This is a genomic window from Methylobacillus draconifructus (assembly GCF_045984385.1).
Lineage (GTDB): Bacteria > Pseudomonadota > Gammaproteobacteria > Burkholderiales > Methylophilaceae > Methylobacillus > Methylobacillus flagellatus_A.
In genome coordinates, this window is the sequence record NZ_JBJQIJ010000001.1 from 449,119 (window position 1) to 471,652 (window position 22,534).

The 22,534-nt window shown below is 59.3% G+C and carries 23 protein-coding genes; 14 read left to right on the forward strand and 9 right to left on the reverse strand.

Translation table 11 applies throughout. From position 1 onward, the window contains the following. The first annotated feature begins 172 nt into the window (after positions 1-172). Entirely contained in the window at positions 173-1,405 is a 1,233-nt protein-coding gene (serA, locus tag ACKF11_RS02265; RefSeq protein ID WP_309564661.1) for a phosphoglycerate dehydrogenase, read from the forward strand. Between the two features lie 768 nt (positions 1,406-2,173). On the opposite strand, the gene ACKF11_RS02270 is transcribed toward serA, so the two are convergent. Further along, on the reverse strand, positions 2,174-3,823 hold the full coding sequence (locus ACKF11_RS02270; protein ID WP_407995803.1) for an electron transfer flavoprotein-ubiquinone oxidoreductase: 1,650 nt from the start codon (positions 3,821-3,823) through the stop codon (positions 2,174-2,176). A gap of 10 nt (positions 3,824-3,833) precedes the next feature. Continuing rightward, positions 3,834-4,760, reverse strand: coding sequence for a LysR family transcriptional regulator (locus ACKF11_RS02275; protein WP_407995804.1), 927 nt, complete (start codon positions 4,758-4,760; stop codon positions 3,834-3,836). Positions 4,761-4,873: 113 nt separating this feature from the next. Between ACKF11_RS02275 and ACKF11_RS02280 the strand changes: the two genes are divergently transcribed. The 4 genes from ACKF11_RS02280 (at position 4,874) to ACKF11_RS02295 (ending at position 8,185) form a co-directional block, all read left to right on the forward strand. Then, a complete protein-coding gene (locus ACKF11_RS02280) occupies positions 4,874-5,620 on the forward strand; it encodes an electron transfer flavoprotein subunit beta/FixA family protein (RefSeq protein WP_407995805.1) in 747 nt (248 codons plus the stop codon). Further along, complete coding sequence (locus ACKF11_RS02285; protein WP_407995806.1) at positions 5,620-6,549, forward strand: electron transfer flavoprotein subunit alpha/FixB family protein; 930 nt, start codon at positions 5,620-5,622, stop codon at positions 6,547-6,549. The genes ACKF11_RS02280 and ACKF11_RS02285 overlap by 1 nt, the downstream gene beginning before the upstream one ends. 28 nt (positions 6,550-6,577) lie before the next feature. After that, entirely contained in the window at positions 6,578-7,354 is a 777-nt protein-coding gene (locus ACKF11_RS02290) for a ferredoxin--NADP reductase (protein ID WP_309564666.1), read from the forward strand. Between the two features lie 192 nt (positions 7,355-7,546). Next, a complete protein-coding gene (locus ACKF11_RS02295) occupies positions 7,547-8,185 on the forward strand; it encodes a PEP-CTERM sorting domain-containing protein (RefSeq protein WP_407995807.1) in 639 nt (212 codons plus the stop codon). On the opposite strand, the gene ACKF11_RS02300 is transcribed toward ACKF11_RS02295, so the two are convergent. From ACKF11_RS02300 to ftsY, 4 genes are read right to left on the reverse strand one after another with little or no spacing between them, the layout of a single operon-like run. After that, on the reverse strand, positions 8,182-9,240 hold the full coding sequence (locus ACKF11_RS02300) for a hypothetical protein (RefSeq protein WP_407995808.1): 1,059 nt from the start codon (positions 9,238-9,240) through the stop codon (positions 8,182-8,184). The genes ACKF11_RS02295 and ACKF11_RS02300 overlap by 4 nt on opposite strands. 30 nt (positions 9,241-9,270) lie before the next feature. Further along, positions 9,271-10,170, reverse strand: coding sequence for a permease-like cell division protein FtsX (gene ftsX, locus ACKF11_RS02305; RefSeq protein ID WP_407995809.1), 900 nt, complete (start codon positions 10,168-10,170; stop codon positions 9,271-9,273). Further along, positions 10,167-10,823, reverse strand: coding sequence for a cell division ATP-binding protein FtsE (gene ftsE / locus ACKF11_RS02310; protein WP_407995810.1), 657 nt, complete (start codon positions 10,821-10,823; stop codon positions 10,167-10,169). The genes ftsX and ftsE overlap by 4 nt, the downstream gene beginning before the upstream one ends. A gap of 49 nt (positions 10,824-10,872) precedes the next feature. Next, positions 10,873-11,883, reverse strand: a complete 1,011-nt coding sequence (gene ftsY / locus ACKF11_RS02315; protein WP_407995811.1) for a signal recognition particle-docking protein FtsY — start codon at positions 11,881-11,883, stop codon at positions 10,873-10,875. A 326-nt stretch (positions 11,884-12,209) separates the two neighbouring features. On the opposite strand from ftsY, the gene ACKF11_RS02320 reads away from it, so the two are divergent. Genes ACKF11_RS02320 through ACKF11_RS02340 form a run of 5 tightly spaced genes read left to right on the forward strand, consistent with a single transcriptional unit; the run spans position 12,210 to position 16,226 of the window. Continuing rightward, entirely contained in the window at positions 12,210-13,553 is a 1,344-nt protein-coding gene (locus tag ACKF11_RS02320; protein WP_407996029.1) for a M16 family metallopeptidase, read from the forward strand. Further along, complete coding sequence (locus ACKF11_RS02325) at positions 13,543-14,883, forward strand: M16 family metallopeptidase (RefSeq protein ID WP_407995812.1); 1,341 nt, start codon at positions 13,543-13,545, stop codon at positions 14,881-14,883. The genes ACKF11_RS02320 and ACKF11_RS02325 overlap by 11 nt, the downstream gene beginning before the upstream one ends. Continuing rightward, positions 14,870-15,427, forward strand: coding sequence for a 16S rRNA (guanine(966)-N(2))-methyltransferase RsmD (rsmD, locus tag ACKF11_RS02330; protein WP_407995813.1), 558 nt, complete (start codon positions 14,870-14,872; stop codon positions 15,425-15,427). The genes ACKF11_RS02325 and rsmD overlap by 14 nt, the downstream gene beginning before the upstream one ends. Positions 15,428-15,466: 39 nt before the next feature. Continuing rightward, a complete protein-coding gene (gene coaD / locus ACKF11_RS02335) occupies positions 15,467-15,949 on the forward strand; it encodes a pantetheine-phosphate adenylyltransferase (protein ID WP_407995814.1) in 483 nt (160 codons plus the stop codon). A gap of 19 nt (positions 15,950-15,968) precedes the next feature. Continuing rightward, positions 15,969-16,226, forward strand: coding sequence for a YfhL family 4Fe-4S dicluster ferredoxin (locus ACKF11_RS02340; RefSeq protein WP_407995815.1), 258 nt, complete (start codon positions 15,969-15,971; stop codon positions 16,224-16,226). Here the strand turns inward: ACKF11_RS02340 and ACKF11_RS02345 are convergent. Beyond that, positions 16,204-16,353, reverse strand: coding sequence for a hypothetical protein (locus ACKF11_RS02345; protein WP_407995816.1), 150 nt, complete (start codon positions 16,351-16,353; stop codon positions 16,204-16,206). The two genes, ACKF11_RS02340 and ACKF11_RS02345, sit on opposite strands and share 23 nt — an antisense overlap. On the opposite strand from ACKF11_RS02345, the gene ACKF11_RS02350 reads away from it, so the two are divergent. Then, on the forward strand, positions 16,352-18,166 hold the full coding sequence (locus ACKF11_RS02350; RefSeq protein ID WP_407995817.1) for a methyl-accepting chemotaxis protein: 1,815 nt from the start codon (positions 16,352-16,354) through the stop codon (positions 18,164-18,166). The genes ACKF11_RS02345 and ACKF11_RS02350 overlap by 2 nt on opposite strands. Here ACKF11_RS02350 and ACKF11_RS02355 read toward each other — a convergent pair. Beyond that, positions 18,124-18,834 (reverse strand): class I SAM-dependent methyltransferase, encoded by a 711-nt coding sequence (locus tag ACKF11_RS02355; RefSeq protein ID WP_407995818.1) that lies wholly within the window; start codon positions 18,832-18,834, stop codon positions 18,124-18,126. The two genes, ACKF11_RS02350 and ACKF11_RS02355, sit on opposite strands and share 43 nt — an antisense overlap. Positions 18,835-18,935: 101 nt before the next feature. Next, positions 18,936-19,457: a GNAT family N-acetyltransferase gene (locus tag ACKF11_RS02360; RefSeq protein WP_407995819.1), complete on the reverse strand. Its 522-nt coding sequence runs from the start codon at positions 19,455-19,457 to the stop codon at positions 18,936-18,938. Positions 19,458-19,850: 393 nt separating this feature from the next. Between ACKF11_RS02360 and gloA the strand changes: the two genes are divergently transcribed. From gloA to ACKF11_RS02375, 3 genes are all read left to right on the forward strand, one after another. Continuing rightward, positions 19,851-20,249 carry a lactoylglutathione lyase gene (gene gloA, locus ACKF11_RS02365; protein ID WP_309564679.1) on the forward strand — a complete coding sequence of 133 codons (399 nt, stop codon included), beginning with the start codon at positions 19,851-19,853 and terminating at the stop codon, positions 20,247-20,249. A 141-nt stretch (positions 20,250-20,390) separates the two neighbouring features. Continuing rightward, positions 20,391-21,347, forward strand: coding sequence for a bifunctional enoyl-CoA hydratase/phosphate acetyltransferase (locus tag ACKF11_RS02370; RefSeq protein WP_407995820.1), 957 nt, complete (start codon positions 20,391-20,393; stop codon positions 21,345-21,347). Then, positions 21,344-22,531: an acetate/propionate family kinase gene (locus ACKF11_RS02375; RefSeq protein WP_407995821.1), complete on the forward strand. Its 1,188-nt coding sequence runs from the start codon at positions 21,344-21,346 to the stop codon at positions 22,529-22,531. Before ACKF11_RS02370 ends, ACKF11_RS02375 begins: the two co-directional genes overlap by 4 nt. Positions 22,532-22,534 lie beyond the last annotated feature (3 nt).

Genomic DNA, 22,534 nt, shown 5'->3' on the forward strand with positions numbered 1-22,534 from the left:
GACTTAATCAACTATTCTAGCAGTTTTATAATTGATATTGATTCCCGATCTCAGTTTTATCCGTGCTGCCTGCATTTGCGCTCGACGGGGCCGTATCCCTGATTTGATAGGGGTTTAATAAGTTTGCCGGTATGCTACGATCACTGATTTTTGGCCTTTTACCGGAGCCGTAATGACCCAACAACTTTCCCTGCCAAAAGACAAGATCCGCTTTTTGCTGCTTGAAGGCGTGCACCAGAACGCCGTGGACGTGTTGAACGCCGCGGGTTACCGCAACATCGATTACCGTAAGACCGCGCTGGACGAAGACGCGCTGATCGAGGCGATCAAGGATGTGCATTTCCTTGGCATTCGTTCCCGCACCCAGGTTACCAGCCGCGTGCTGGATGCCGCCAACAAGCTTACCGCCATCGGCTGCTTCTGCATCGGCACCAACCAAGTGGACCTGGATGGCGCGCTGGAGCGCGGCATCCCGGTATTCAACGCGCCTTATTCCAATACCCGCTCGGTGGCGGAACTGGTGCTGGCGCAGACCATCCTGCTGCTGCGCGGCATTCCCGAGAAGAATGCGCTGGTACACAAGGGCGGCTGGACCAAGTCGGCAGAAGGTTCGTTCGAGGCGCGCGGCAAGACATTGGGCATCGTGGGTTACGGTTCCATCGGTTCGCAATTGTCCGTGCTGGCCGAAAGCCTGGGTATGAAGGTGATCTACTTCGACGTGATCGCCAAGCTGCCGTTGGGCAACGCACGCCAGGTCGGCACGATGGAAGAGCTGCTGTCGCAGGCGGATGTCGTCTCCCTGCACGTGCCGGAACTGCCTTCCACCATGAACATGATGCGCGCCGAGCAGTTCGCGCAGATGAAGAAGGGCGGCATCTTCATCAATGCGGCCCGCGGCACCTGCGTGGATATCGACGCGTTGGCAACGGTGATCGAATCCAAACACTTGGCAGGGGCGGCGATCGACGTGTTTCCCGTTGAGCCCAAGAGCAATGACGAAGAGTTCCTCTCCCCGCTGCGTCCGTTCGAGAACGTCATCCTCACCCCGCATATCGGCGGCTCGACCCAGGAAGCGCAAGCCAATATCGGCATCGAGGTCGGCGAGAAATTCGTGCGTTATTCCGACGCTGGCTCCACGATTACGGCCGTTAACTTCCCCGAAGTCTCCATCCCGCAGCAGCCGGGTACCCACCGCCTGTTGCACATCCACCGCAACGTGCCGGGCGTGCTGTCGGCCGTGAACAGCCTGTTCGCGCGCAACAACATCAACATCGCTGCGCAAAGCATGATGACCAAGGGCGATATCGGCTACATGATCATGGATGTGGAAGCCTCGGCTTCAGATGCCGCGATCGAGGCGTTGCAGACGGTTGAGGGAACATTGCGCACCCGTGTGCTCTATTAAGCTGTGAAACAGCACGCTTGAAGCGTGTAGTATTTTGCAAACCCTTGGCTTTTGCCAGGGGTTTGTTGTTTATGGGGTTTTAGCTTGTTGTTCAGTGGAGTGCGCACCTCTTAAAACCAAGGGCGAGCGTAGCGAAGCCAAGTATGGGTTTGACGTTGTTCCCGTCTGGCTGCGCCGAGTAGCGGAAATCTGTCTGGAAAAAGAGCTTGCGTCTGTCTGAGCGCAGCGAGTTCAGCAAGCTCCCAGACAGATTGAGCAACGCAGGGAACCGGGAGCTTGCTCCCGGCGCAGACTCCGGGGTCGCCTTTTGTTTGGTTACTTTATTTTGGCGAAGCAAAATAAAGGGACTCGCTGACAAGCGAAAGGCAATGGGTCAATCACCTGCGATAGGAGTCAAGACCATTGTTCCTTCAACAACCCAAATCCAATCCCATCAAGCTCAACGATTTTCCGTCTTCATCAAAACTGCGATTGGCGCGAGGATGGGTTTCGCCCCTGACGGGCGAGTCACTTTCCTTTGCTTCGCCAAAGGAAAGTAACCAAAGGAAAGGCGACCCGATTGTCTGCGACCCGGAACGTTGTTCCGGGCAACCTGCGTTGCTCGCTTTTAATGGGGACTGGCTGAACTCGCTAGCGCTCAGACAGACGCCAGTCCTTAATCCATTAAAAGCTGCGCTACTCGGCGCAGCCAGACGGGGAATTCAAACCCAACGTCAAAAGCAACAGCGACTTGGCTTCGCTGCGCTCGCCCTTGGTTTTGTTGTTTATTTACATGCTGATGTAGTTCGGTCCGCCGCCGCCTTCCGGCGTGCGCCAGTTGATGTTCTGCAGCGGGTCCTTGATATCGCAGGTCTTGCAGTGGATGCAATTGGACGCATTGATCTGCAATCTCGGGTTGCCCTCGTTGGTGACGATTTCATAGACCCCGGCCGGGCAATAGCGCTGTTCTGGCGCGTCGTACTGCGGCAGGTTGATGTCGACCGGGATGCTCTGGTCGCGCAGCACCAGGTGGCAGGGCTGGTCTTCCTCATGCATGACGTTGGTGAGGTAGACCGAGGAGAGTTTGTCGAAGCTCACCACGCCGTCAGGCTTGGGATAGGCGATTTTTGGGCTGGTGGCTGCGGGCTTCAGGGTTTCATGGTCGGCCTTGCCGTGTTTGAGCGTCCATGGCGTGGTGATGCCGAACGAGGCCAGCCACATTTCCATTCCGCCGTAAATGCTGCCCAGGATGTTACCGAAGCGCGAGAGGGCAGGCTTGACGTTGCGCACGGCCTGCAGGTCTTTCCATATCCAGGAATTGCGGACTTTTTCCGGGTAGCTTTCCAGCGTGGCGCCGAATGTTTCCTGCGCCAGGGCTTCCACCACGGCTTCTGCCGCGAGCATGCCCGACTTCATGGCATTGTGCGAGCCCTTGATGCGCGGTACGTTCATGAAGCCGGCGGTGCAGCCGATCAGCAAGCCGCCGGGGAAGGCCAGTCGCGGGATGGATTGCAGGCCGCCCTCTGTCAGCGCGCGGGCACCGTAGCTCAGGCGCTTGCCGCCTTCCAGCAGCGGGCGGATGGCGGGGTGGGTCTTGAAGCGCTGGAATTCGTCGAACGGGCTCAGGTGTGGGTTGCTGTAGTTGAGGTGCACCACGAAGCCGACGGCTACGGTGTTTTCCTTAAGGTGGTAGATAAAGGAGCCGCCGCCCGTGCTGTTGTCCAGCGGCCAGCCTTGCGAGTGCATCACCAGGCCGGGCTTGGATTTCTCCGGCTCGATCTGCCAGAGTTCCTTGAAGCCGATGCCGAATTTCTGCGGTTCGGACAGAGCGCGCAACTGGAAATGCTCAGTGAGGTTCTTGGTGAGCGAGCCGCGCGCGCCTTCGGCAAACAGGGTGTAGTGCGCACGCAGTTCCATGCCCAGCGCAAAGCCCGGCTTCTCGTTGCCTTCCTTGTCGCGGCCCATGTCGCCGGTGATGACGCCCTGCACCACGCCGGCTTCGTCGTAGATCACCTCGGCGGCGCTGAATCCGGGGTAGATTTCCACGCCCAGGGCTTCGGCCTGCTCGCCCAGCCAGCGGCAGACGTCGCCCAGACTGACGATATAGTTGCCGTGGTTGTTCATGAGCGGCGGGATCAGCTTGGCGGGGATGTCGAAGCTCTTTTCCTTGCCCAATAGCAGGAAGTGGTCGTCAGTGACGGGGGTATGGAGCGGGGCGCCTTTTTCCTTCCAGTCGGGAATCAATTCATTGAGGGCGATCGGGTCGATCACGGCGCCCGAGAGGACATGCGCGCCTACCTCGGCGCCTTTTTCCAGCACGCAGACGTTGATTTCGCGTTCCTGCTCCAGCGCCAGTTGCTTGATGCGGATCGCGGCGGAAAGCCCGGACGGGCCTGCGCCGACAATCAGTACGTCATAATTCATTACATCGCGTTGCATGCTAAAACTTTCATGGAATATACGGTATGTTGATTTCGTCGCTGCGCCGCACGTCGCGGGTCAGCAGCCGACAATGGTTGAGGAATTCGCGCACGGCGGCGGTCTGGTATTTCTTCTTGTGCCAGACGAACATGAACTGGCGTTTCAGGTCGAGCTCGGGCGTCGCCAGCGCTACCAGGTTGCCGCGCGCGATATCGTCCTTGAGCGCGAGGCGGGAGATGCAGCCCAGGCCGATGCCGGATTCCACGGCGCGCTTGATGGCCTCGGTATGCTCCAGCACCATGCGCACGTGCAGGCGGCTGTGATGGTGGCGCAAGGCATGGTCGAACGTCTCCCGCGTGCCCGAGCCATGCTCGCGCAACACCCAGCTCTCGGCAAGAATGGCCTCCAGGCTGGCGCTGCCCTGTTTGGCGAGAGGATGCTGCGGCGAGCAGAACACGGTCAGTTCGTCTTCGATCCACGGTTCGACCTGCAGATCGGGGTGGTGGCAATTGCCTTCGATCAGGCCGAGGTCGAGATCGTACATCGCCACCTGCTGCATGATGGAGTTGGTGTTCTGCACATGCAATTGCACCTGGCAATCCCGGTGCTGCTTCATGAACGAGCCGATCAGCAGGGTGGCGAGGTAGTTGCCTATCGTCAGCGTGGCGCCTACTTTTAGCAAGCCAAAGGCGGATTTTCCCTGTAAAATGCTCTCTATTTCAGCGGCGCGGTCCAGCACGGCGGCTGCCATTGGCAGCAGGCTACGGCCCAGTTCGTTGAGTTTCAGCACTTTACCCATGCGGTCAAACAGTTTGCAGTCAAACTGTCGTTCCAGTTCGGCAAGTGCAGTACTGGCGGCGGATTGCGACAATGACAAATCCTCGGCCGCTCGTGACACATTCTCCAGGCGTGCAATGGCAACGAATACTTCGAGTTGTCGTAAGGTGTGCTTCACCTGAGAATGATTCTCATATCGATGTGATAGATATGTGATATAGTGATAATTGATTTAACAGATATTTTACCGCTGATTAAAATGTGCGGCAAATGATGGAGTGGGATCACAATATGAAAGTCTTAGTTGCTGTAAAACATGTGGTGGATTACAACATCAAGCCCCGCGTGAAGCAGGATGGCTCCGATGTCGATATCGCCGGTGTCAAGATGGGCATCAACCCGTTTGACGAAATTGCCGTGGAAGAAGCGGTGCGCCTTAAGGAACGCGGCATTGCGACCGAAGTGGTGGCCGTGACCATCGGCAAGACCAATAGTCAGGATACCCTGCGCCATGCATTGGCGATGGGTGCCGACAGGGTGGTGCTGGTCGAGACTGACACCGAACTGCAGCCATTGGGCGTCGCCAAGCTGCTCAAGGCCGTGGTGGAACGTGAGCAACCTCGGCTCATCATCCTCGGCAAGCAGGCCATCGACGACGACCTGGGCCAGACCGGCCAGATGCTCGCCGCATTGATCAATGCAGGCCAGGGCACCTTTGCCTCCGTGATCGAAGTCAAGGGCGATGAAATCGAAGTCACGCGTGAAATCGACGGCGGTACCGACGTGGTGGCGCTCAAGCTGCCTGCAGTGGTCACCACTGACCTGCGACTGAATGAGCCACGCTTCATCAAGCTGCCAGCGATGATGATGGCGAAGAAAAAGCCGATCGACAACATCAAGGCGGCCGACCTCGGCATCGATATCGCCCCGCGCCTCAAGCAACTCAAGGTTGCTGACCCCGAGCCACGCAAGCCCGGCATCAAGGTGGCGAATGTGGCTGAACTCGTTGAAAACCTACGTCTTGCGGAAGTCCTGTAATGAGCATCCTGATTCTGGCCGAACACGACGGCAAACATATCAAGCAATCCACCCGCCAGGCAGTCAGCGCTGCTGGCGCATGGCAACTCCCGGTTCATGTCCTGGTCACCGGCTCCAATAGCGCAGCCCTGGCTAAGGAAGCCAGCGAAATCGCCGGTGTCGCCAAGGTGCTGCATGCAGATGCGGCGCATTTTGAGCATCCGCTTGCTGAAGACGTAGCCGCCTTGCTGGTGCAACTGGGCGCTGACTACAAGGTCATCCTTTCAGCGCATACCGCATTCAGCAAGAGCGTATTGCCGCGCGTCGCTGCTTTGCTCGACGTAGCGATGATCTCCGACGCGATTAGCATTACCGCGCCATCTACTTATGTGCGCCCAATCTACGCAGGCAACGTGCTTTCTACGGTTGAAAGCAGCGATGCCATTCAGGTGGTGACCATCCGCGCAACTTCTTTTGCCGCTGCTGCAAACGGCGCCAATGCGGAAGTGACGGCAGTGAACGTGCCAGCGAGTGCCGGCCTCAGCCGCTGGATCAAGGAGGACAAGACCGTGTCCGACCGTCCTGAACTGTCTTCCGCGCGCGTCGTGGTTTCCGGCGGCCGCAGCCTGGCCGAGCGCTTCAATGAACTGCTCGAGCCGTTGGCGCACCGCTTTGGCGGCGCATTGGGTGCGACCCGTGCCGCAGTCGATGCCGGTTTCGCCCCCAACGACATCCAGGTAGGGCAGACCGGCACCATCGTGGCGCCCGAACTGTATTTCGCAATCGGCATTTCCGGCGCGATGCAGCACTTAGCCGGCATGAAGGACAGCAAGATCATTGTCGCGATCAATCACGATCCCGATGCGCCTATCTTCCAGCATGCGGATTACGGCCTGGTCGCCAACCTGTTTGACGCCGTGCCCGAGCTGACCGCCGCCTTGAGCAAGTAACCAAAAATTTTAAAGAGAATCGATATCAATGAGCGCATTTAATTCCGAGAAAGTATTGAGCGTTAAGCACTGGAACGACAGCCTGTTCAGCTTTACCACCACCCGCAACGAATCCTTGCGTTTCGAGAACGGCCAGTTCGTGATGATCGGCCTGCAGGTGGACGGCAAGCCGCTGATGCGCGCTTACAGTATCGCCAGCCCCAACTACGCGGAAAACCTCGAGTTCTTCAGTATCAAGGTGCCGAACGGCCCCCTGACTTCCCGCCTGCAACACCTGAAGGTGGGCGATGAATTGCTGGTCAGCCGCAAGCCGACCGGCACGTTGCTGCTGTCCGACCTGAAGCCCGGCAAGCACCTTTACTTGCTCTCCACCGGCACTGGCCTGGCGCCGTTCATGTGCCTGATCCAGGACCCTGAAATCTACGAACGTTTCGAGAAAGTGATCCTGGTGCACGGCGTACGCCGCATCAACGACCTAGCTTACGAAGAGTTCATCACCAAGGAATTGCCGGAAAACGAATTCTTTGGCGAACAGGTCAAGAACCAGCTGATTTACTATCCCACCGTGACCCGCGAAGAGTTCCGCAACCAGGGCCGCCTGACCGATCTCATGGAAAACGGCAAGCTGTTCCAGGACATCGGCTTGCCGCCGCTCAACCCCGAGACCGACCGCGCCATGCTGTGCGGCAGCCCGCAAATGCTGGTCGATACCTGCAAGATTCTCGACGCTGCAGGGCTCAAGGTATCGGAGCGCATTGGAGATGTGGGCGATTACGTGATCGAGCGGGCTTTTGCCGAGAAGTAATTCTCAAGGTAAGCAGTTGTCGTTTTATGAAATGCTGGCATAGCAATGCCAGCTTTTTTATTGAGCGCAATCTGGCGCCCATATATGCAAAAGAAGCGGAGGGATTGAGTAATTGGACTATGAGCAGAGTCATTATTCTTTCATTTGATGGTGATTGAATGAGCAACTCATAAACTAGAAAAATAGTTCTCAATGAAACACTACAAAGCATTGATTGCCGTTCTGATTTGGATCGGCGCTATGTCGGTCTCTACCGTTTCCCATGCAGGGGTGACTTTATGTGCTGAAGGGGGCTGCAATACAGAAGTTATCTATCCTGTAGAGGTGATAGGGATAGGTCCCATTGCTGAGTTTCCTGTACATATCAGGCCCAGCCTATTCCAACTTATCCCATTCAAAAATGAGGACGGGTGGAATTATGCGTTCGCGCTTTCTACACAGGCTGTCGCTAGTTTGAAGCTGCCTTATTTTGGTGATTGGTCGCTTGAGCAGGCGGTGATGCCAGAAAATTGGTCTGTGGCGATCGGTTACGACGACGAAGCGTTGTTGCCTGTAGCCTATTGGAACAGAACAAATGAAAAGGCTGATACCGGAACAATTTTACTAAGCTATGTATCGCAATATGCACCTGCGCTTGCTGGTCTCACTATCTTGACGACATACGACAAGCAATTTCAAGATGAATTATGGATTCCGTTATCGCCGGAAGCAATGCTGGCTGGATTTGGACCAGCCACTTTACCAGTCCCTGAACCGTCTAGTGTCGCGTTGCTATCTCTTGGTTTGATATTGCTTTTCGCACGCCGCCGCCAAGCTGCTTGGCAGCGTTAAGGCACCGGATACCTAGGCGGTCCAGGCGGCGGCCTGCGGCGCTGCATGTCCAGGTAGCGCATGTCGCCATCTCCGAAGAATTCCTTGATCAGGAAGTCCTCTAGGCCGGCGCTGTCTTCCATGCGCGCGGACAATACCACCACGCGGCCCATCTGCCTTGATTCCCAGTTGAAATCGCCTGAGTAGTGGCGGCGGATCAGTTCTATCATCTTGCGCACGGTGGCGCGCTGGATGTCTTCGCCCGCCTTGGCCTCGATCTGGAATACTTCGCGCTTGGCGGTGCTGAAATCGTTGATCCAGCCGCGGAACTCGAAAGTGGAGGTGTAGTTGCTCATGCTGAGGATGCGGAAGACGCCGCTGGCACCTGACGACAGGTTTTTCTTGATGGTTTCATCGCGCTTTTCTTCATCAGACAGCGAGCGGCTGCCGGATTCGCGCTGGGCGCGCTGGTTTTCCATCATCGCGGCATAGTTGTTGTCCGTGGCGCGGCGGTATTCGCGCATGGCGGCCATATAGGAAGACATGTCAGAATATTGCGAGGGGTCGGGCTCCTGCGGGCGCGGCGGCGCTGGCGTCGGGGCAGGCTGCGGCTCAGGTCGGGGAGCCGGTTTTTGCTCGGGCTGGGGCAGGGGCTTGCTCTTGCCGGTCACGACGGGAGGCGTAGGCTTGCTTTGCTTGGGCTGCCTGGGCGTGGGTTTGCTGGCGGCAGGCGGCGGAGGCGGGGGGGCAGCAGCTGGCGGCGGCGTCATTTCAGGTTGCGGTTTTTTCTCCGGCTGTGCCAGGCTCACGACCAGCTCTTTTTGCCCGCCATCCTGCTCGGACTCTTCTCCTTGGTCCATCGTCGGCATGATAAAGCCGAAGAACAGGATCAAGTGCAATATCAGGGAGAATATCAGTGCATACAGCGTGCGGCGGCTGATGCGGAATTCGATGTATTGCTCCCGGTCGGCCGGCGATTGCCAGGGGAGGTCGGAAGGGTCCGGCTGAGTGGGCGCCTTGCCTAAACGGCTCGCGATCAATGCGTGGAGATGGCGAAACAGGCGCGGTGCAGCCACGGTAAATTCAGTCCGGGGTTCTTAGGTTGGTTAGTTGGGGTTGAGGCGCGCCAGTGAGCGGTTGACGGCAATATAGGAACCCAGCCAACCCAGCACCACAGCGCATGCGATTACTCCCAGGCTGATTTCCCAGCCAGGTAACACTAAGATGAAGCTGCTACCATAAAGTTCTGCCAAATCTGCTACCGAGAGGTTAAAGATTGTAAGAATGCCGTTGACGAACCCCAGCGCAAGCAAGCTACCGCCGAGGCCGTACAGCGTGCCTGCATAGAGGAAAGGGCGGCGGATGAAGCCGTCGGTGGCGCCTATCAGCTTGCTGACTTCGATTTCTTCGCGCTGGGTGGCAATCTGCAGGCGGATGGTGTTGCCGATAATCGCCACCAGTGCAAACCCGAGCAGGCCGGAGAGCACCCATACCGCTTTCTTACCTAATTGCAGCAGCGCATAGAGGCGTTTAGCCCAGTCGGCGTCCGCCAGCACGTGCTCTACGCCAGGCAGGCCCTCGATTTCATGCTGCAAGCGGGCGATGCCGTCGGGCGAGTGGTCCTTGGGTTCGATGAAGAAGGCATCGGGCAGCGGGTTCTTTTCCAGCTGGCTCGCGACGTCCTGTTCTTGCTGCATTTCCTGCCAGGCCGCTTGCTTGCTGACGAATTGCTGTTTTGCAATGCCCGGGTGCTGTTGCAGTTTTTGCTTGAGTTCCTGAACCGCGGCCGCCTCGGCATCCAGTTTCATGAAGACGCTGATCTGCGGCTCGTTCCTGACCCCGCCTGCCAGTTGGTTGAGGTTGTCGATCACGACATACAGGATGGCGGGCAGGCTCAGCGCGATGCCGATGACGCTCCAGATCATGAGGGTGGAAAGCTTGTTGCGCATGATGCGCGACAAGACGAGGCGCCAGACCTGGGTGTGCTGGTTGATCCAGTGTTTCATGATACCGAGAGCTTTCCGTGGTCGAGGTGCAGGACTTTCGCCGGGATGTTCTGGATGCTGTGCGCATCATGCGTGGCGATGATGACAGTGGCGCCTACCTGCTGGAACGCGCGGAACAGCGACATGATATCGGTGGCATATTCCTCGTCGAGATTGCCTGTAGGCTCGTCGGCAATGAGGATGGCCGGGCGGCTGACCACGGCGCGGGCAATGGCGAGCCGCTGCTGTTCCCCGCCTGACAGCGTAACGGGGATGGCCTTCTCCTTGGAAAGCAGGCCAACCTTGTCGAGCGCCGCGCGGATGCGCTTGGCGGCCTCCTGGCCGGTAATGCCGTTGATGTAGAGCGGCAGGGCGACATTCTCGAAGCAATTGCGGTCGTAGAGCAGTTTGTGGTCCTGGAACACCAGGCCGAACTTGCGGCGCAGGTAGGGGAGCATGCGCGGGCGCAGCTTGCTGATGTTCTGGTTGCCGATGAGCACGGTGCCGCTGGTCGGACGCTCGATCCCGGCCATCAGCTTGAGCAGGGTGCTCTTGCCCGCGCCGGAATGCCCGGTGACGAACACCAGCTCGCCTGCCGCGATCTCGAAAGTCACATGGCGCAAGATCTCGTCGCTGCCGCGGTAACGCTTGTTGACCTGGTCAAAACGTATCATGCGCGGGTGGTTTCCTTATTCGAGCAAGGCATGTGATTCAAGTAGCACATTATTCGAATAATGCCTCTATGAACTCGCTGGCCTTGAACGGGCGCAGGTCGTCAATGGATTCGCCCACACCGATGTAGCGGATGGGCACGGGGCGCGATTGGGCGATCGCCGCGATCACGCCGCCCTTGGCGGTGCCGTCCAGCTTGCTCAACACGAGGCCGGTGACGCCCAGGGCATCGTCGAACGCCTTGACCTGGGTGACGGCGTTCTGTCCGGTGTTGGAGTCGAGCACCAGCAGGATCTCATGCGGCGCGCCGGGCAGCGCCTTGTCGATGACGCGCTGTACCTTGCGGATTTCCTCCATGAGGTTGAGCTGGGTGGGCAGACGGCCCGCAGTGTCTGCCAGCACGATATCGATGCCGCGCGCCTTGGCCGAATTGACGGCATCGAAGATCACGGCAGCGGGATCGCCGCTTTCCTGCGCGATGACATGCACGTTGTTGCGCTCGCCCCAGGCCTGCAATTGCTCGCGTGCCGCGGCACGGAAGGTATCGCCCGCCGCGATCAGCACGGATTTGCCTTGCGCCTGGAACAGGTTGGCAAGCTTGCCGATGGTGGTGGTCTTGCCTGCGCCATTGACGCCGGCCAGCATGATGACGAAAGGTTGCGCGGTGGCGGTATCCAGCGGCTTTTCCAAGGGTGCGAGCAGTTCCAGCAAGGATTGCTTGAGCGCTTCCCTGAGCTGGGTGGTGTCGTTGAGGTTCTGGCGCTTGACGCGGGTGCGTATCTGCTCAAGCAATGTCTGGGTGGCGGCGATGCCGACGTCCGAGGTGAGGAGGATGGTTTCCAGTTCCTCGTAGACATCCTCGTCAATCTTGCCGCCGCCGAACAGGCTGGCCAGTTGCAGGCCCAATTGGCTGCGGGTCTTGGCCAGGCCGCGCTTCAAGCGTTCCGTCCAGCTCAAGGTCGGTTTTTCCTGGGTGGGGACCTGGGGCGTTGCCGGCGCTATGTTCTCCGGTTCGGGAGTTGCGGCAGGCGGATTTTTGTCTTTTTTGAAGAAATCGAACATGGAATGTGTTTTTAGCGGTAAGCGGATATTTTAAAGCAAAACAAGGCGCTTGCAGCGGCTTAAACTGGTTATTCTGACCATATCTTCAGGTATTTTTACCTATCGGCAACATTACTGCCATATATCGCATGCATATACCTGCCCTATGAAAAGATCGTGAACAGGCTTTAAGAACTAATGTTGAAATGGCTGTGTCAGAGCATCGTTGCATGGCATGTCGCCCAAGGTGCGGCCAGGCAAGCGCATTGGTGCAGGCAATCGGGCACTACCGCTATAATGCATGAATAATGCGGCTAAAGGAGAATCGCAAGGTGTTTATTCGAGGAATGTGGCTCGCGCTGGCGTTGATGCCGATCGCAGCCCAGGCAGCAGATACGCACGAGTTCAAGCTCGACAACGGCATGCGGGTGATCGTGCAGGAGGACCACCGGGCGCCGGTGGTGGTGTCGCAAGTTTGGTACCGTGCCGGCAGCGTGGACGAAGTCAACGGCAAGACCGGCGTCGCGCACGTGCTGGAGCACATGATGTTCAAGGGCACCAAGGCCGTGCCGCCAGGACAGTTCTCGCGATTGATCGCCGCTGCAGGCGGGCGCGAGAACGCCTTCACCGGCACCGACTACACCGCCTATTACCAGCAGCTGGAAAAATCGCAATTGCCGTTGGCGATCAAGCTGGAAGCCGACCGCATGGCCAACCTCCAGCTGACCAAGGAAGAATTCTCCAAGGAAATCAAGGTGGTGATGGAGGAGCGCCGCTGGCGTACCGATGACAAGCCGCAAGGCATGCTCAACGAACAGTTCAATGCGGTCGCCTACCAGGCCCATCCTTACGGCCGCCCCATCGTCGGCTGGATGAACGACCTCGAGAACATGACCGTGGAGGATGCCCGCGAGTGGTACCAGACTTGGTACACGCCGAGCAACGCCATCCTGGTCGTGGTGGGCGATGTCGATCCGCAGGGCGTGCTCAAGCTGGCCAAGCAGCATTTTGGCGCCATCAAGCCGCATGCATTGCCCGCGCGCAAGCCGCAGCTCGAGCCTCAGCAGATCGGCGAGCGCCGTACCGTGGTGAAGGTGCCTGCCGAACTGCCTTACGTGCGCCTGGGCTTCCATGTGCCGGTATTGCAGGATGCGGACAAGGACTGGGAACCGTACGCGCTTGAAATCCTCGCCGGCGTGCTGGATGGCAACGCCTCGGCACGGCTCAACCAGAACCTGGTGCGCCAGCAGCAGCTGGCAGTGGACGTGGGCGCCGGTTATGACCTGATCCAGCGCGGGCAGGTCGGGCTGTTCGAACTGGAAGGCACGCCCAGCGAAGGCAAGACCGTGGCCGAGCTGGAGGCTGCCCTGCTGAACGAAGTGGAACGCATCAAGCAGGAAGGGGTGACCGACGAGGAGCTGCAACGCGTCAAGGCGCAGGTGATTGCGGCGGACGTATACCAGCGCGATTCCGTGTTCTACCAGGCCATGCAGATCGGCCGCCTGGAAACCACCGGTTTCTCATGGCGCACGCTGAAAAGCTACCCTGCCAAGCTGAAGGCGGTGACGCCGCAGCAGGTGCAGGATGTCGCCCGCAAGTACCTGGTCAGGGACAGCATGACGGTTGCGACCCTGGACCCACAACCGATTGACCCCAATGCAAAACCAAAAGGCAAGCCACATGCGCATTAATCTCTCTTTTGTCCGGCGTGCGCAGCAGGCGCTCGTCATTGCAGCCGGGCTGCTGTCCGCCCTCCATGCACAGGCCGCCCTCAACATTCAGCACTGGCAGACCGGCAACGGCAGCGCGGTCTATTTCGTCGAGAACCATGACCTGCCTATCATCGACATCAGCACCAATTTTGCCGCAGGCAGCGCCCGCGACGGCGGCAAGCCGGGCCTGGCGGGCATTACCCGCTATCTCATGACCTTGGGGGCCGGCGGCCTGACCGACCAGCAGATTTCCAACGGCATGGCCGATGTCGGCGCGATACTCGGCGGAGAACTTGATGCGGACAGGGCGGCGCTCAAGCTGCGCACCCTGAGCAGCGAGCGCGAGCAAAAGGCGGCGCTGGATATCTATACGAAAATCCTGCATCAGCCGGATTTCCCCGAGGCAACGCTCAAGCGTGAAAAAGCCCGGATCATTGCCGGCCTCAAGGAAGCTGCCACCCAGCCTGCGAGCATTGCCAACCGCACCTTCCTCAAGGCCTTGTACGGCAACCATCCCTATGCCGTGGAAGAAGACGGCGAGCCGGAGTCGGTGAATGCGCTTACCCAGGCGGACCTGCAACAGTTCCACCGCCAGTACTACGGCGCGAAAAACGCCGTGATCGCCTTGATGGGCGACATGACGCCGGAGCAGGCGCGTGCGATCGCCGAGCGCATTTCCTCGGGCTTGCCGGACGGCCCCGCTGCCGCAGCCCTGCCCGAGGTGGCTTACCCGCAAGCGGCGGTGGAGCGCCGTATCGCGCACCCGGCGAGCCAGTCCCACATTATGCTGGGCTATCCTGGCAACAAGCGCGGCGACCCTGATTATTTCGCCCTCTATGTCGGCAACTACATCCTGGGCGGCGGCGGTTTCGTTTCGCGCTTGACCGAGGAGGTGCGCGAGAAGCGCGGGTTGGTGTACAGCGTCTACAGCTATTTCATGCCGATGCAGCAGCTCGGGCAGTTCCAGATCGGCCTGCAGACCAAGCGCGATCAGGCCGAGGGTGCGCTCAAACTGGTGCGCGAAACCCTGGCAAAGTTCATCAGCAAGGGCGTGACCGAGGCGGAGCTCAAGGCCGCCAAGCAGAACATCATCGGCGGGTTCCCGTTGCGTATCGACAGCAACAGCAAAATCCTCGACTACCTGGCCGTGATTGGTTTCTACAAGCTGCCATTGAATTACCTGGATGAATTCAACGCCAAGGTGGAAGCGGTGACGGCAGCCCAAGTCAAGGATGCGTTCAGCCGCCGCATCGACCCCGACAAACTGGTGACAGTGGTGGTAGGCGGCACCGAGAGTGGCGGCAAGTAACCGCGTACGCATCAGCGGCGGCGAATGGCGCAGCCGCCTATTGAGCTTCCCGGATGCGCCGGGCTTGCGGCCCACGCCCGATCGCGTGCGCCAGACCGTCTTCAATTGGCTGGGCCAGGACATGCATGGGCGGCGTTGCCTCGACCTGTTTGCCGGCACCGGCGCGATGGGGTTCGAGGCATTGTCGCGCGGCGCCAGCGCCGTGGTGCTGGTGGAGAAATCCGCGCCTGCTGCGAAATCTTTGCAGCAGAACCAGTCCCTGCTCAAGGCAGGCGCCGCACGCATATTGCAGCAGGATGCCGTACAGTTCCTGGCGCAGAACCGCGAACGCTTCGACGTGATCTTCCTTGACCCGCCCTACCAGCAGGGTTGGCTGCCCAAGCTTCTGCCCCATCTGCCAAGCCACCTGGCTGAGGACGGCGTGGTCTATGCGGAGGCCGAGTTCGCCCTCGATGACGAGCCGCCGTGGCAGGTCGTCAAGCATGGCAAGGCGGGCAATGTTTTCTATCACCTGTTAAAATTGGCAGACAGATCAACCGATTGACAGGCAGCTTGCCTGCTTCGCCTTGCAAGGATTGTGCATTTGAGCCAACTGAAAGTCGTCTACCCAGGCACCTTCGACCCGATTACCCGCGGCCACGAGGACATCGTGCGCCGCGCCGCCGGGTTGTTTGACCATGTGATTGTGGCGGTCGCCAGGAGCCCGGGCAAGCATCCCATGTTTACGCTGGACGAGCGCGTGGAGCTGGCTTCCAGCGTCTTGTCCGATTGCCCCAATGTGGAGGTGCTGGGGTTCTCCGGCCTGTTGATGCAGTTCGTGCGCGAGCAGGGCGCGCGCGCCGTGGTGCGCGGGTTGCGGGCGGTATCGGATTTCGAGTACGAGTTCCAACTCGCCGGCATGAACCGCCAGCTCTTCCCAGAGATGGAAACCATCTTCCTCACCCCGGCCGAGCAGTATATGTTCGTCTCCGCCAGCCTGGTGCGCGAGATTGCCCAGCTCAAGGGCGATGTCAGCCAGTTCGTCTCGCCGCTGGTGCAGGAGCGCATTGCGCTCAAGCTGGCGTGAGCGAGGCAGGGAGTCCGCCATGGCGCTGATGATCACCGATGAATGCATCAATTGCGACGTTTGCGAGCCGGAATGCCCGAACGGCGCAATCTACCAGGGCGAGGAAATCTACGAGATCAATCCCAGCCTCTGTACAGAGTGCGTAGGCCATTTCAACAACCCGCAGTGCCAGGATGTTTGTCCTGTGGCTTGCATCCCGCACGATCCCGACTGTGTGGAGACTCAAGAGCAACTACACCAGAAATACCTGCGGATCATGCTGGTGAAGCAGGCTTGAGCTTGCCTGTAACCAAGCCGTACTTTTCATCCTGGTAAAGATAGTTTCCTTCCAGGCATATTTTTTGCCTGTCTCGGATGTCTATCGTTTCCCATGCAGCCTCTTCGCCAGGCTGTTCTTCTACCATGAAACTGATTACTTCCTTGCTGGCCTGGATATGCCCGGCCTTGTCAGAACCCGCACAGGGCGAGGGTTTGCAACCGCCGCCGCCAGCAGTGGGGGCGGGCCAGGCGAGCCGGCATCTGACTGCATTGGCCTTGCGCCTCGGGCATTTGATGCGGCAATTGCTGAATACCGAAAGCACCCAGTCGGCGCGTTTTACCGAGGTGGAGAGCCGACTTGGTGCAATGACGGCGGAAGTCGGGCAAACCACTGCCCGCATGCAGCATAGCCTGGAAGAGGCCGAAGCCTTGCGCAGCAAGTCGCAGGAGGATTTTTCCCTAGCCAGCAGCGAAATTTCCCAGGGCTTGCTGGGGCTGGAGCAGGCCCTGGCCAGCAAGTTGTCGCGCGTCAACGAGGTGGTGCAGGGGCTGGAGCGTATCGGGCGCGAGCTGGAGCTGATCGCGATCAATGCCGCGATCCAGGCTGCGCATGCAGGCGAGGCCGGGCGCAGTTTCAGCGTGGTGGCGGAACATGTGCGTGAACTGGCGCGGCATACTGTCAGCAATTCCAATGAAGTCTCGCTGATGCTGGATTTCAGCGATTTCCAACAGCAATTGATCGGCTTCGGCCATTCCAGCCGAGACAACGTGGAGCGGGTAGACAGGGATACGGCGCAGGCTTTTGGCACCGTGCAACAAGCCTTCCGCGAGATCAGCGCTTCCATGCAGACCTTGCTGGAGCACGGCAATGTCATCGAGACCATGCATCAACTGGATTGCGGCAGCTATGCGGCACAACGCCGGAAAGTCGGCTGGGCGCAGCAGCTCGCCACTGACCTTGCAGGGCTGGAAACCTGCCCTGACCTGCAATTGGGCGATGCGCTGTCCTCGTTGTTGCGCGCTGATGGCGGCTACAAGCCGCCAGGCTACGACCGCCTGGCGGATATCCAGTCGCGAGGCGTGTTGCGGGTGGCGATAGAGCCTGCCTTCAAGGGATTGTCGTTCCGCCTGCGGCCTGGGGAACCCTTGCGCGGGCTGGATGTGGAATATGCCACGGCCTTTGCCCGCGCGATAGGCGTCGAGGTCGAATTTATCGAGCACCCCTGGGACCAGTGCGTGGAGTTGCTGCATATCGGGCGCGAGCGTGGCGAACCGGAGGCCGATGTCGTCTGGAGCGCGCTGCCGCCGAGTGCCAGCTACCACCAGGTGGCATATTCCGAGGCCTATACCTACCTGCATTACATGCTCGCCAGGCGCAAGGGCGACCAGCGCATCGGCGGGTTGTCCAGTCTGGAAGGAAAGGTGCTGGGCTGCATCAACGACCCGGCGGCATTTGCCACCCTGGAGGCGGCAGGCTTGCGCTGGAGCAAGCACGGCAAGGCCGAGCGTGGCGCCGTCAGGCTGGCCAACCTCATCGGCTATACCGACCAATCCATCATTCACGATGCGCTGGCCAGCGGCAGGGTTGATGCCTTTGCCGTCGATCAACCCATATTCGCCTGGGCCTGCAACGGGCAAGACAGTCCTTGGCATGGCCGTATCGAGCTGTTGCAAGGCAATCTTGCGGCCAGTCCCTGGTACTACGTGGCGGCGGTGGCAGATGACCCATCCAGCTATACCTTGTTGCGCGAGATCAACCGGTTCATCCGGGAATTCCGCAATACCCCTGAACGCCAAGCGCTCGAAAAACGCTGGCAGTTTCATGTGGTCGAAGGCCATGCGGGCTACCGGGACGAACCGGGGAAGCTGAGAGGGGAGGAGGAGCTATACCAGGATTGGCTTGCACGCATGAACCCTCAGGCGGCATCGCCGGGGGCGCGCGTCGAGGCCCATGCATGAATCAATCCTGCCTGGAAGAATTGCACTGGAGTCTCGAAGCCTCCTGACTCGATCATTGACGCAATCCTGCCCGGCGCAAGCACTCCGACATCATTGGCATAGGCTTGGCGCATGCGCTCCATTCCCTCAGGCGAAATGTCTGCCGCCGCCATCATGTTCATCCACGCACGCAGCAAGACCTCATATTCGGGCGACTCCACATCCGAAGCCAGGTCGGAGCTTGCCAGCATCCCTCCCGGCTTGAGTTTGCGTGATATCTCTCGAAAGAACCCGGAGCGCGCGGTTTGATCGAGAATGAATTGCGAGACCAAGAAACAAGTGGCTGCGTCATATAGCCCGGTGTCCGCAAGCGAATCCAGATAGCCTTTGTGGAAATGGCAACGGGACGCGACTCCCTCCTGTTCCGCCCGTTGCCTGCACACGTCCAGCATGGGGCCGGAAGGCTCTACCGCAGTGAACCGCCACTGAGGGTTCTTCTGGGCAAGATGAACCAGTTCCGCCCCTGTGCCGACGCCGACACAGAGGATGAGGGCGTCTTCAGGCAGCCCGGCAAACAACGAGTCCAGCAGCAAGTGCAAGCAGTTGCGGATAGGCAAGGTCTTTACCCATTGCGCGTCGTAGCCTGCAGCCTGCTGGTCGAATATTGCCTTGATCTCGTCTTGGCGCATCCCGCTCTCCATGTCATTGCCGCCTAATATCCAGGCTCAACTGGCTGACCATTTCTTTTCTGTTCCGCCAACCTCAAGCGCATTGGATATTGAATGAATCGCTACCCGTCAACTGGCGCATGCGGAGTTTGCAGCACAAGCTGGTAGAACGCCAAATCAAGCCAGCGACCGAATTTGAAGCCGGCTTGCTTAATGGTGCCGGCGTGGCTGAACCCGAGCCTTCGATGGAGCATGACGCTAGCGCCATTGCTTTCATCAATGCCTCCGATCATGACGTGGTATTGCTGCTCCATGGCTTTTGCGATGAGTCGCTCCATGAGGATTCGTCCCAGGCCCTTGCCGCGATGATCTCGGCGGATATAAACCGAATGCTCAATAGAGTATTTGTATGCAGGCCAAGCGCGAAAGGTACCGTAGCTTGCAAACCCAAGAAGCTCGCCATCCGGTGAAATTGCGCCAATAACGGGAAAGCTGGACGCTTGCTTGGCCTTGAACCACTCCGACATATTTTCAAGGCTGCGCGGCTTATAATCGTATAGCGCGGTGGAGTTTGCAATGGCCTCGTTGAGTATCGAAAGGATGGCCGAGGCGTGTATTTCTTCGGTACAGGTCACGAACTCCACGAAATTTCTCCTTGACTGAAAGGTTGAGCTCCCTTAGGGCATCAACCATGACAAACCACAGGTGACCAGCAAAGCCGTAAGAAAGAATAGCGGGATCAGGAATATTGCAAAGACCAGACAATGAATCAGCACATGAAGACCATGTGCGCTTCGCAGATGTAAGGACTCGGCTACCTGAAAGGCAATGGCGCTGGATAACTCCTAGGGAATGGCCCCTGCGGCTGAAAAAAGAACGTCACCGATCATGATGCCGGCTCCAAGACCGTACTATATCAAGATCGCAGCATCGTATGAGAGCATGGCGGGACAAGTCAATTTCTTTAACCCGCAATAGGTGAAAATTCATTGCGGTTATAATGAGTTTTTCATCATCGATCAATGGAGGAAAGCGCCGTGCGCATATTGCATACCATGTTACGGGTCGGCGACCTGGAGAAGTCGCTGGCGTTCTATACCAATGTGCTCGGCATGAAATTATTGCGCCGTCACGAGTATCCCGATGGCAAGTTCACGCTGGCCTTCGTCGGCTATGGCAGCGAAAGCGACCAGGCGGTGATCGAGCTGACCTATAACTGGGATACCAGCAGTTATGACAAGGGCAATGCCTACGGCCATATCGCCATCGAGGTGGACGACGCCTATGCCGCCTGCGAGGCGGTCAAGCAGGCGGGCGGCAAGGTGGTGCGCGAGGCCGGCCCCATGATGCACGGCACGACGGTGATCGCCTTTATCGAGGACCCGGATGGATACAAGGTGGAATTCATCCAGAAGGGTACCTGGACTCCGGCTTGAACCAAGCCTTTGCGGACGAATCCCGTGACTGACGGAATGAGATTCCTTCGATAGGTTGGCAGCACGCCCAATGATTGTCTGCAACAGCGGGATACTGCCGGAGGCAGTCAGTCACATGCATCGATAATAAAGGAGCAGCCGATGTCACCAGCCTTACCCCTGGCCCGTCCAGGCCAATCCCAGGATTTGTTGCAGGGCCTTATCCGCTACGCACAAGGCTTGCCCGCTGTGCGTACGGGCGTGGTGCATCCTTGTGATGCCGTCAGCCTGGCAGCGGCACTGGAAGCGAAAGCGCTGGGGCTGATAGCGCCTGTGCTGATCGCTCCGCGCAGCAAGCTGGAGTCGGTGGCGCAGCAGGAGGGGCTGGTGCTGGGCGATGTCGAGATCGAGGATGTGCCGCATAGCCATGCGGCTGCGGCAAAAGGGGCGGAGCTGGCGGCTGCGGGAGAGGTGCAGGCGCTCATGAAGGGCAGCCTGCATACCGACGAGCTGATGTCCGCCATCCTGCCTTCCAGCGCGGGGTTGCGCACCAAGCGCCGGGTGTCGCATTGTTTCCTCATGCAGGTGCCGACCTATCCGCGCGCGTTCATCATCACGGATGCGGCGATCAATATTGCGCCCGATCTCTTGGCCAAGGCGGACATCGTGCAGAATGCCATCGACCTTGCCAGGGTGCTCGGCGTCGAGTCTCCCAAGGTCGCCTTGCTGGCGGCGGTGGAGACGGTTTCCCCGCACATGCAGGCGACGATGGATGCGGCCATCCTCTGCAAGATGGCGGATCGCGGGCAGATCAGCGGCGGCGTACTCGACGGGCCGCTGGCGTTCGATAACGCCATTTCTTCCGAAGCTGCGCAGATCAAGGGCATCCATTCCGAGGTGGCAGGCGCGGCCGACATCCTGGTGGCGCCGGATTTGGAAAGCGGCAACATGCTTGCCAAGCAGCTCGAGTATCTTGGCAATGCGCATAGCGCCGGCATCGTCGTCGGCGCGAAAGTGCCGATCGTCCTCACCAGCCGGGCCGATCCCAAGCTGAGCCGGCTGGCATCCTGCGCGGTCGCCGCCATCCTCGCACAGCATTACCGGGGGAATCCGCCATGAGCAAGCTGGTGTTGGTGTTGAACTGTGGTTCCTCCAGCATCAAGTTCGGCCTGTTCGACATCGGCCATGCCGAGATTCCGCGCAAGCCGCGCTGGAACGGTAAGGTGGACGGTATTCTCGGCCCCAATCCCAGCTATGGGGACAGCCTGACCAAGCCCCACCAGGTTGAGCTCGGCAGCGAGCATCCCTATTCCGAGGCATTGCGCTACATCATCGACCGCATGCAGGCGCAACTGCACGGCGACAAGCTGGCGGCGATAGCGCACCGCGTCGTGCATGGCGGCAGCCGGTATTTCAAGCCGGTGCGTGTGGATGAGGAAGTCTTGCGCGACCTGCGCAGCTACATTCCCCTCGCCCCGCTGCACCAGCCTTTTGCGCTAGAGGCGATAGAGCGGCTGCTGGAAACCGCCCCCGGCCTGCCGCAGGTCGCCTGTTTCGATACCGCCTTCCACCATACGCTGCCCGAGGTCGAGCAAGTGCTGCCGTTGCCTTATGCGGCGTTCGAACGCGGCATAAGGCGCTATGGTTTCCATGGCCTGTCCTACGAATACATGGCTGTGCACCTGCCCGAATTGGCTGGAGACCGGGCCAGCGGGCGGGTGATCGTCGCGCACCTGGGCAGCGGCGCCAGCCTGTGCGGCATGCAGAACCTGCAGAGCGTGGCGACCACCATGAGTTTTTCCGCGCTGGACGGCCTGATGATGGGCACGCGCTGCGGCGCGCTCGACCCCGGCGTGCTGCTGCATATGATGGAGGTGGAACATCTCACGCCTGCTAGGGTAGGGGAGATGCTGTATCACGAGTCAGGGTTGCTGGGCGTGTCCGGCATCGCTTCCGATCCGCGCATCCTCCTGCAATGCGAGGCAGCGGAGCCGCGCGCGCGGCTGGCGCTGGAAGTGTATGTGCGGCGCATCGTGCGCGAGATCGGGTCAATGACAGCTGCGCTGGGCGGGCTGGATATGCTGGTGTTCACGGCCGGGATAGGCGAGCACAATGCGGCAATCCGCGAGCGCGTGGCGCAGGGGCTGGCGTTCCTGGGCGTGCAGCTCGATGCTGCGGCCAACCAGTCGCATGCCACGGTAGTTTCCTCTGCCGCAAGCGCCATACCGGTGCTGGTCGCCCTGACCAATGAGGAGTGGCTGGCAGCACGCCACGCCCAGGCAGTCCTGCAATCGGGATTGTAAGGC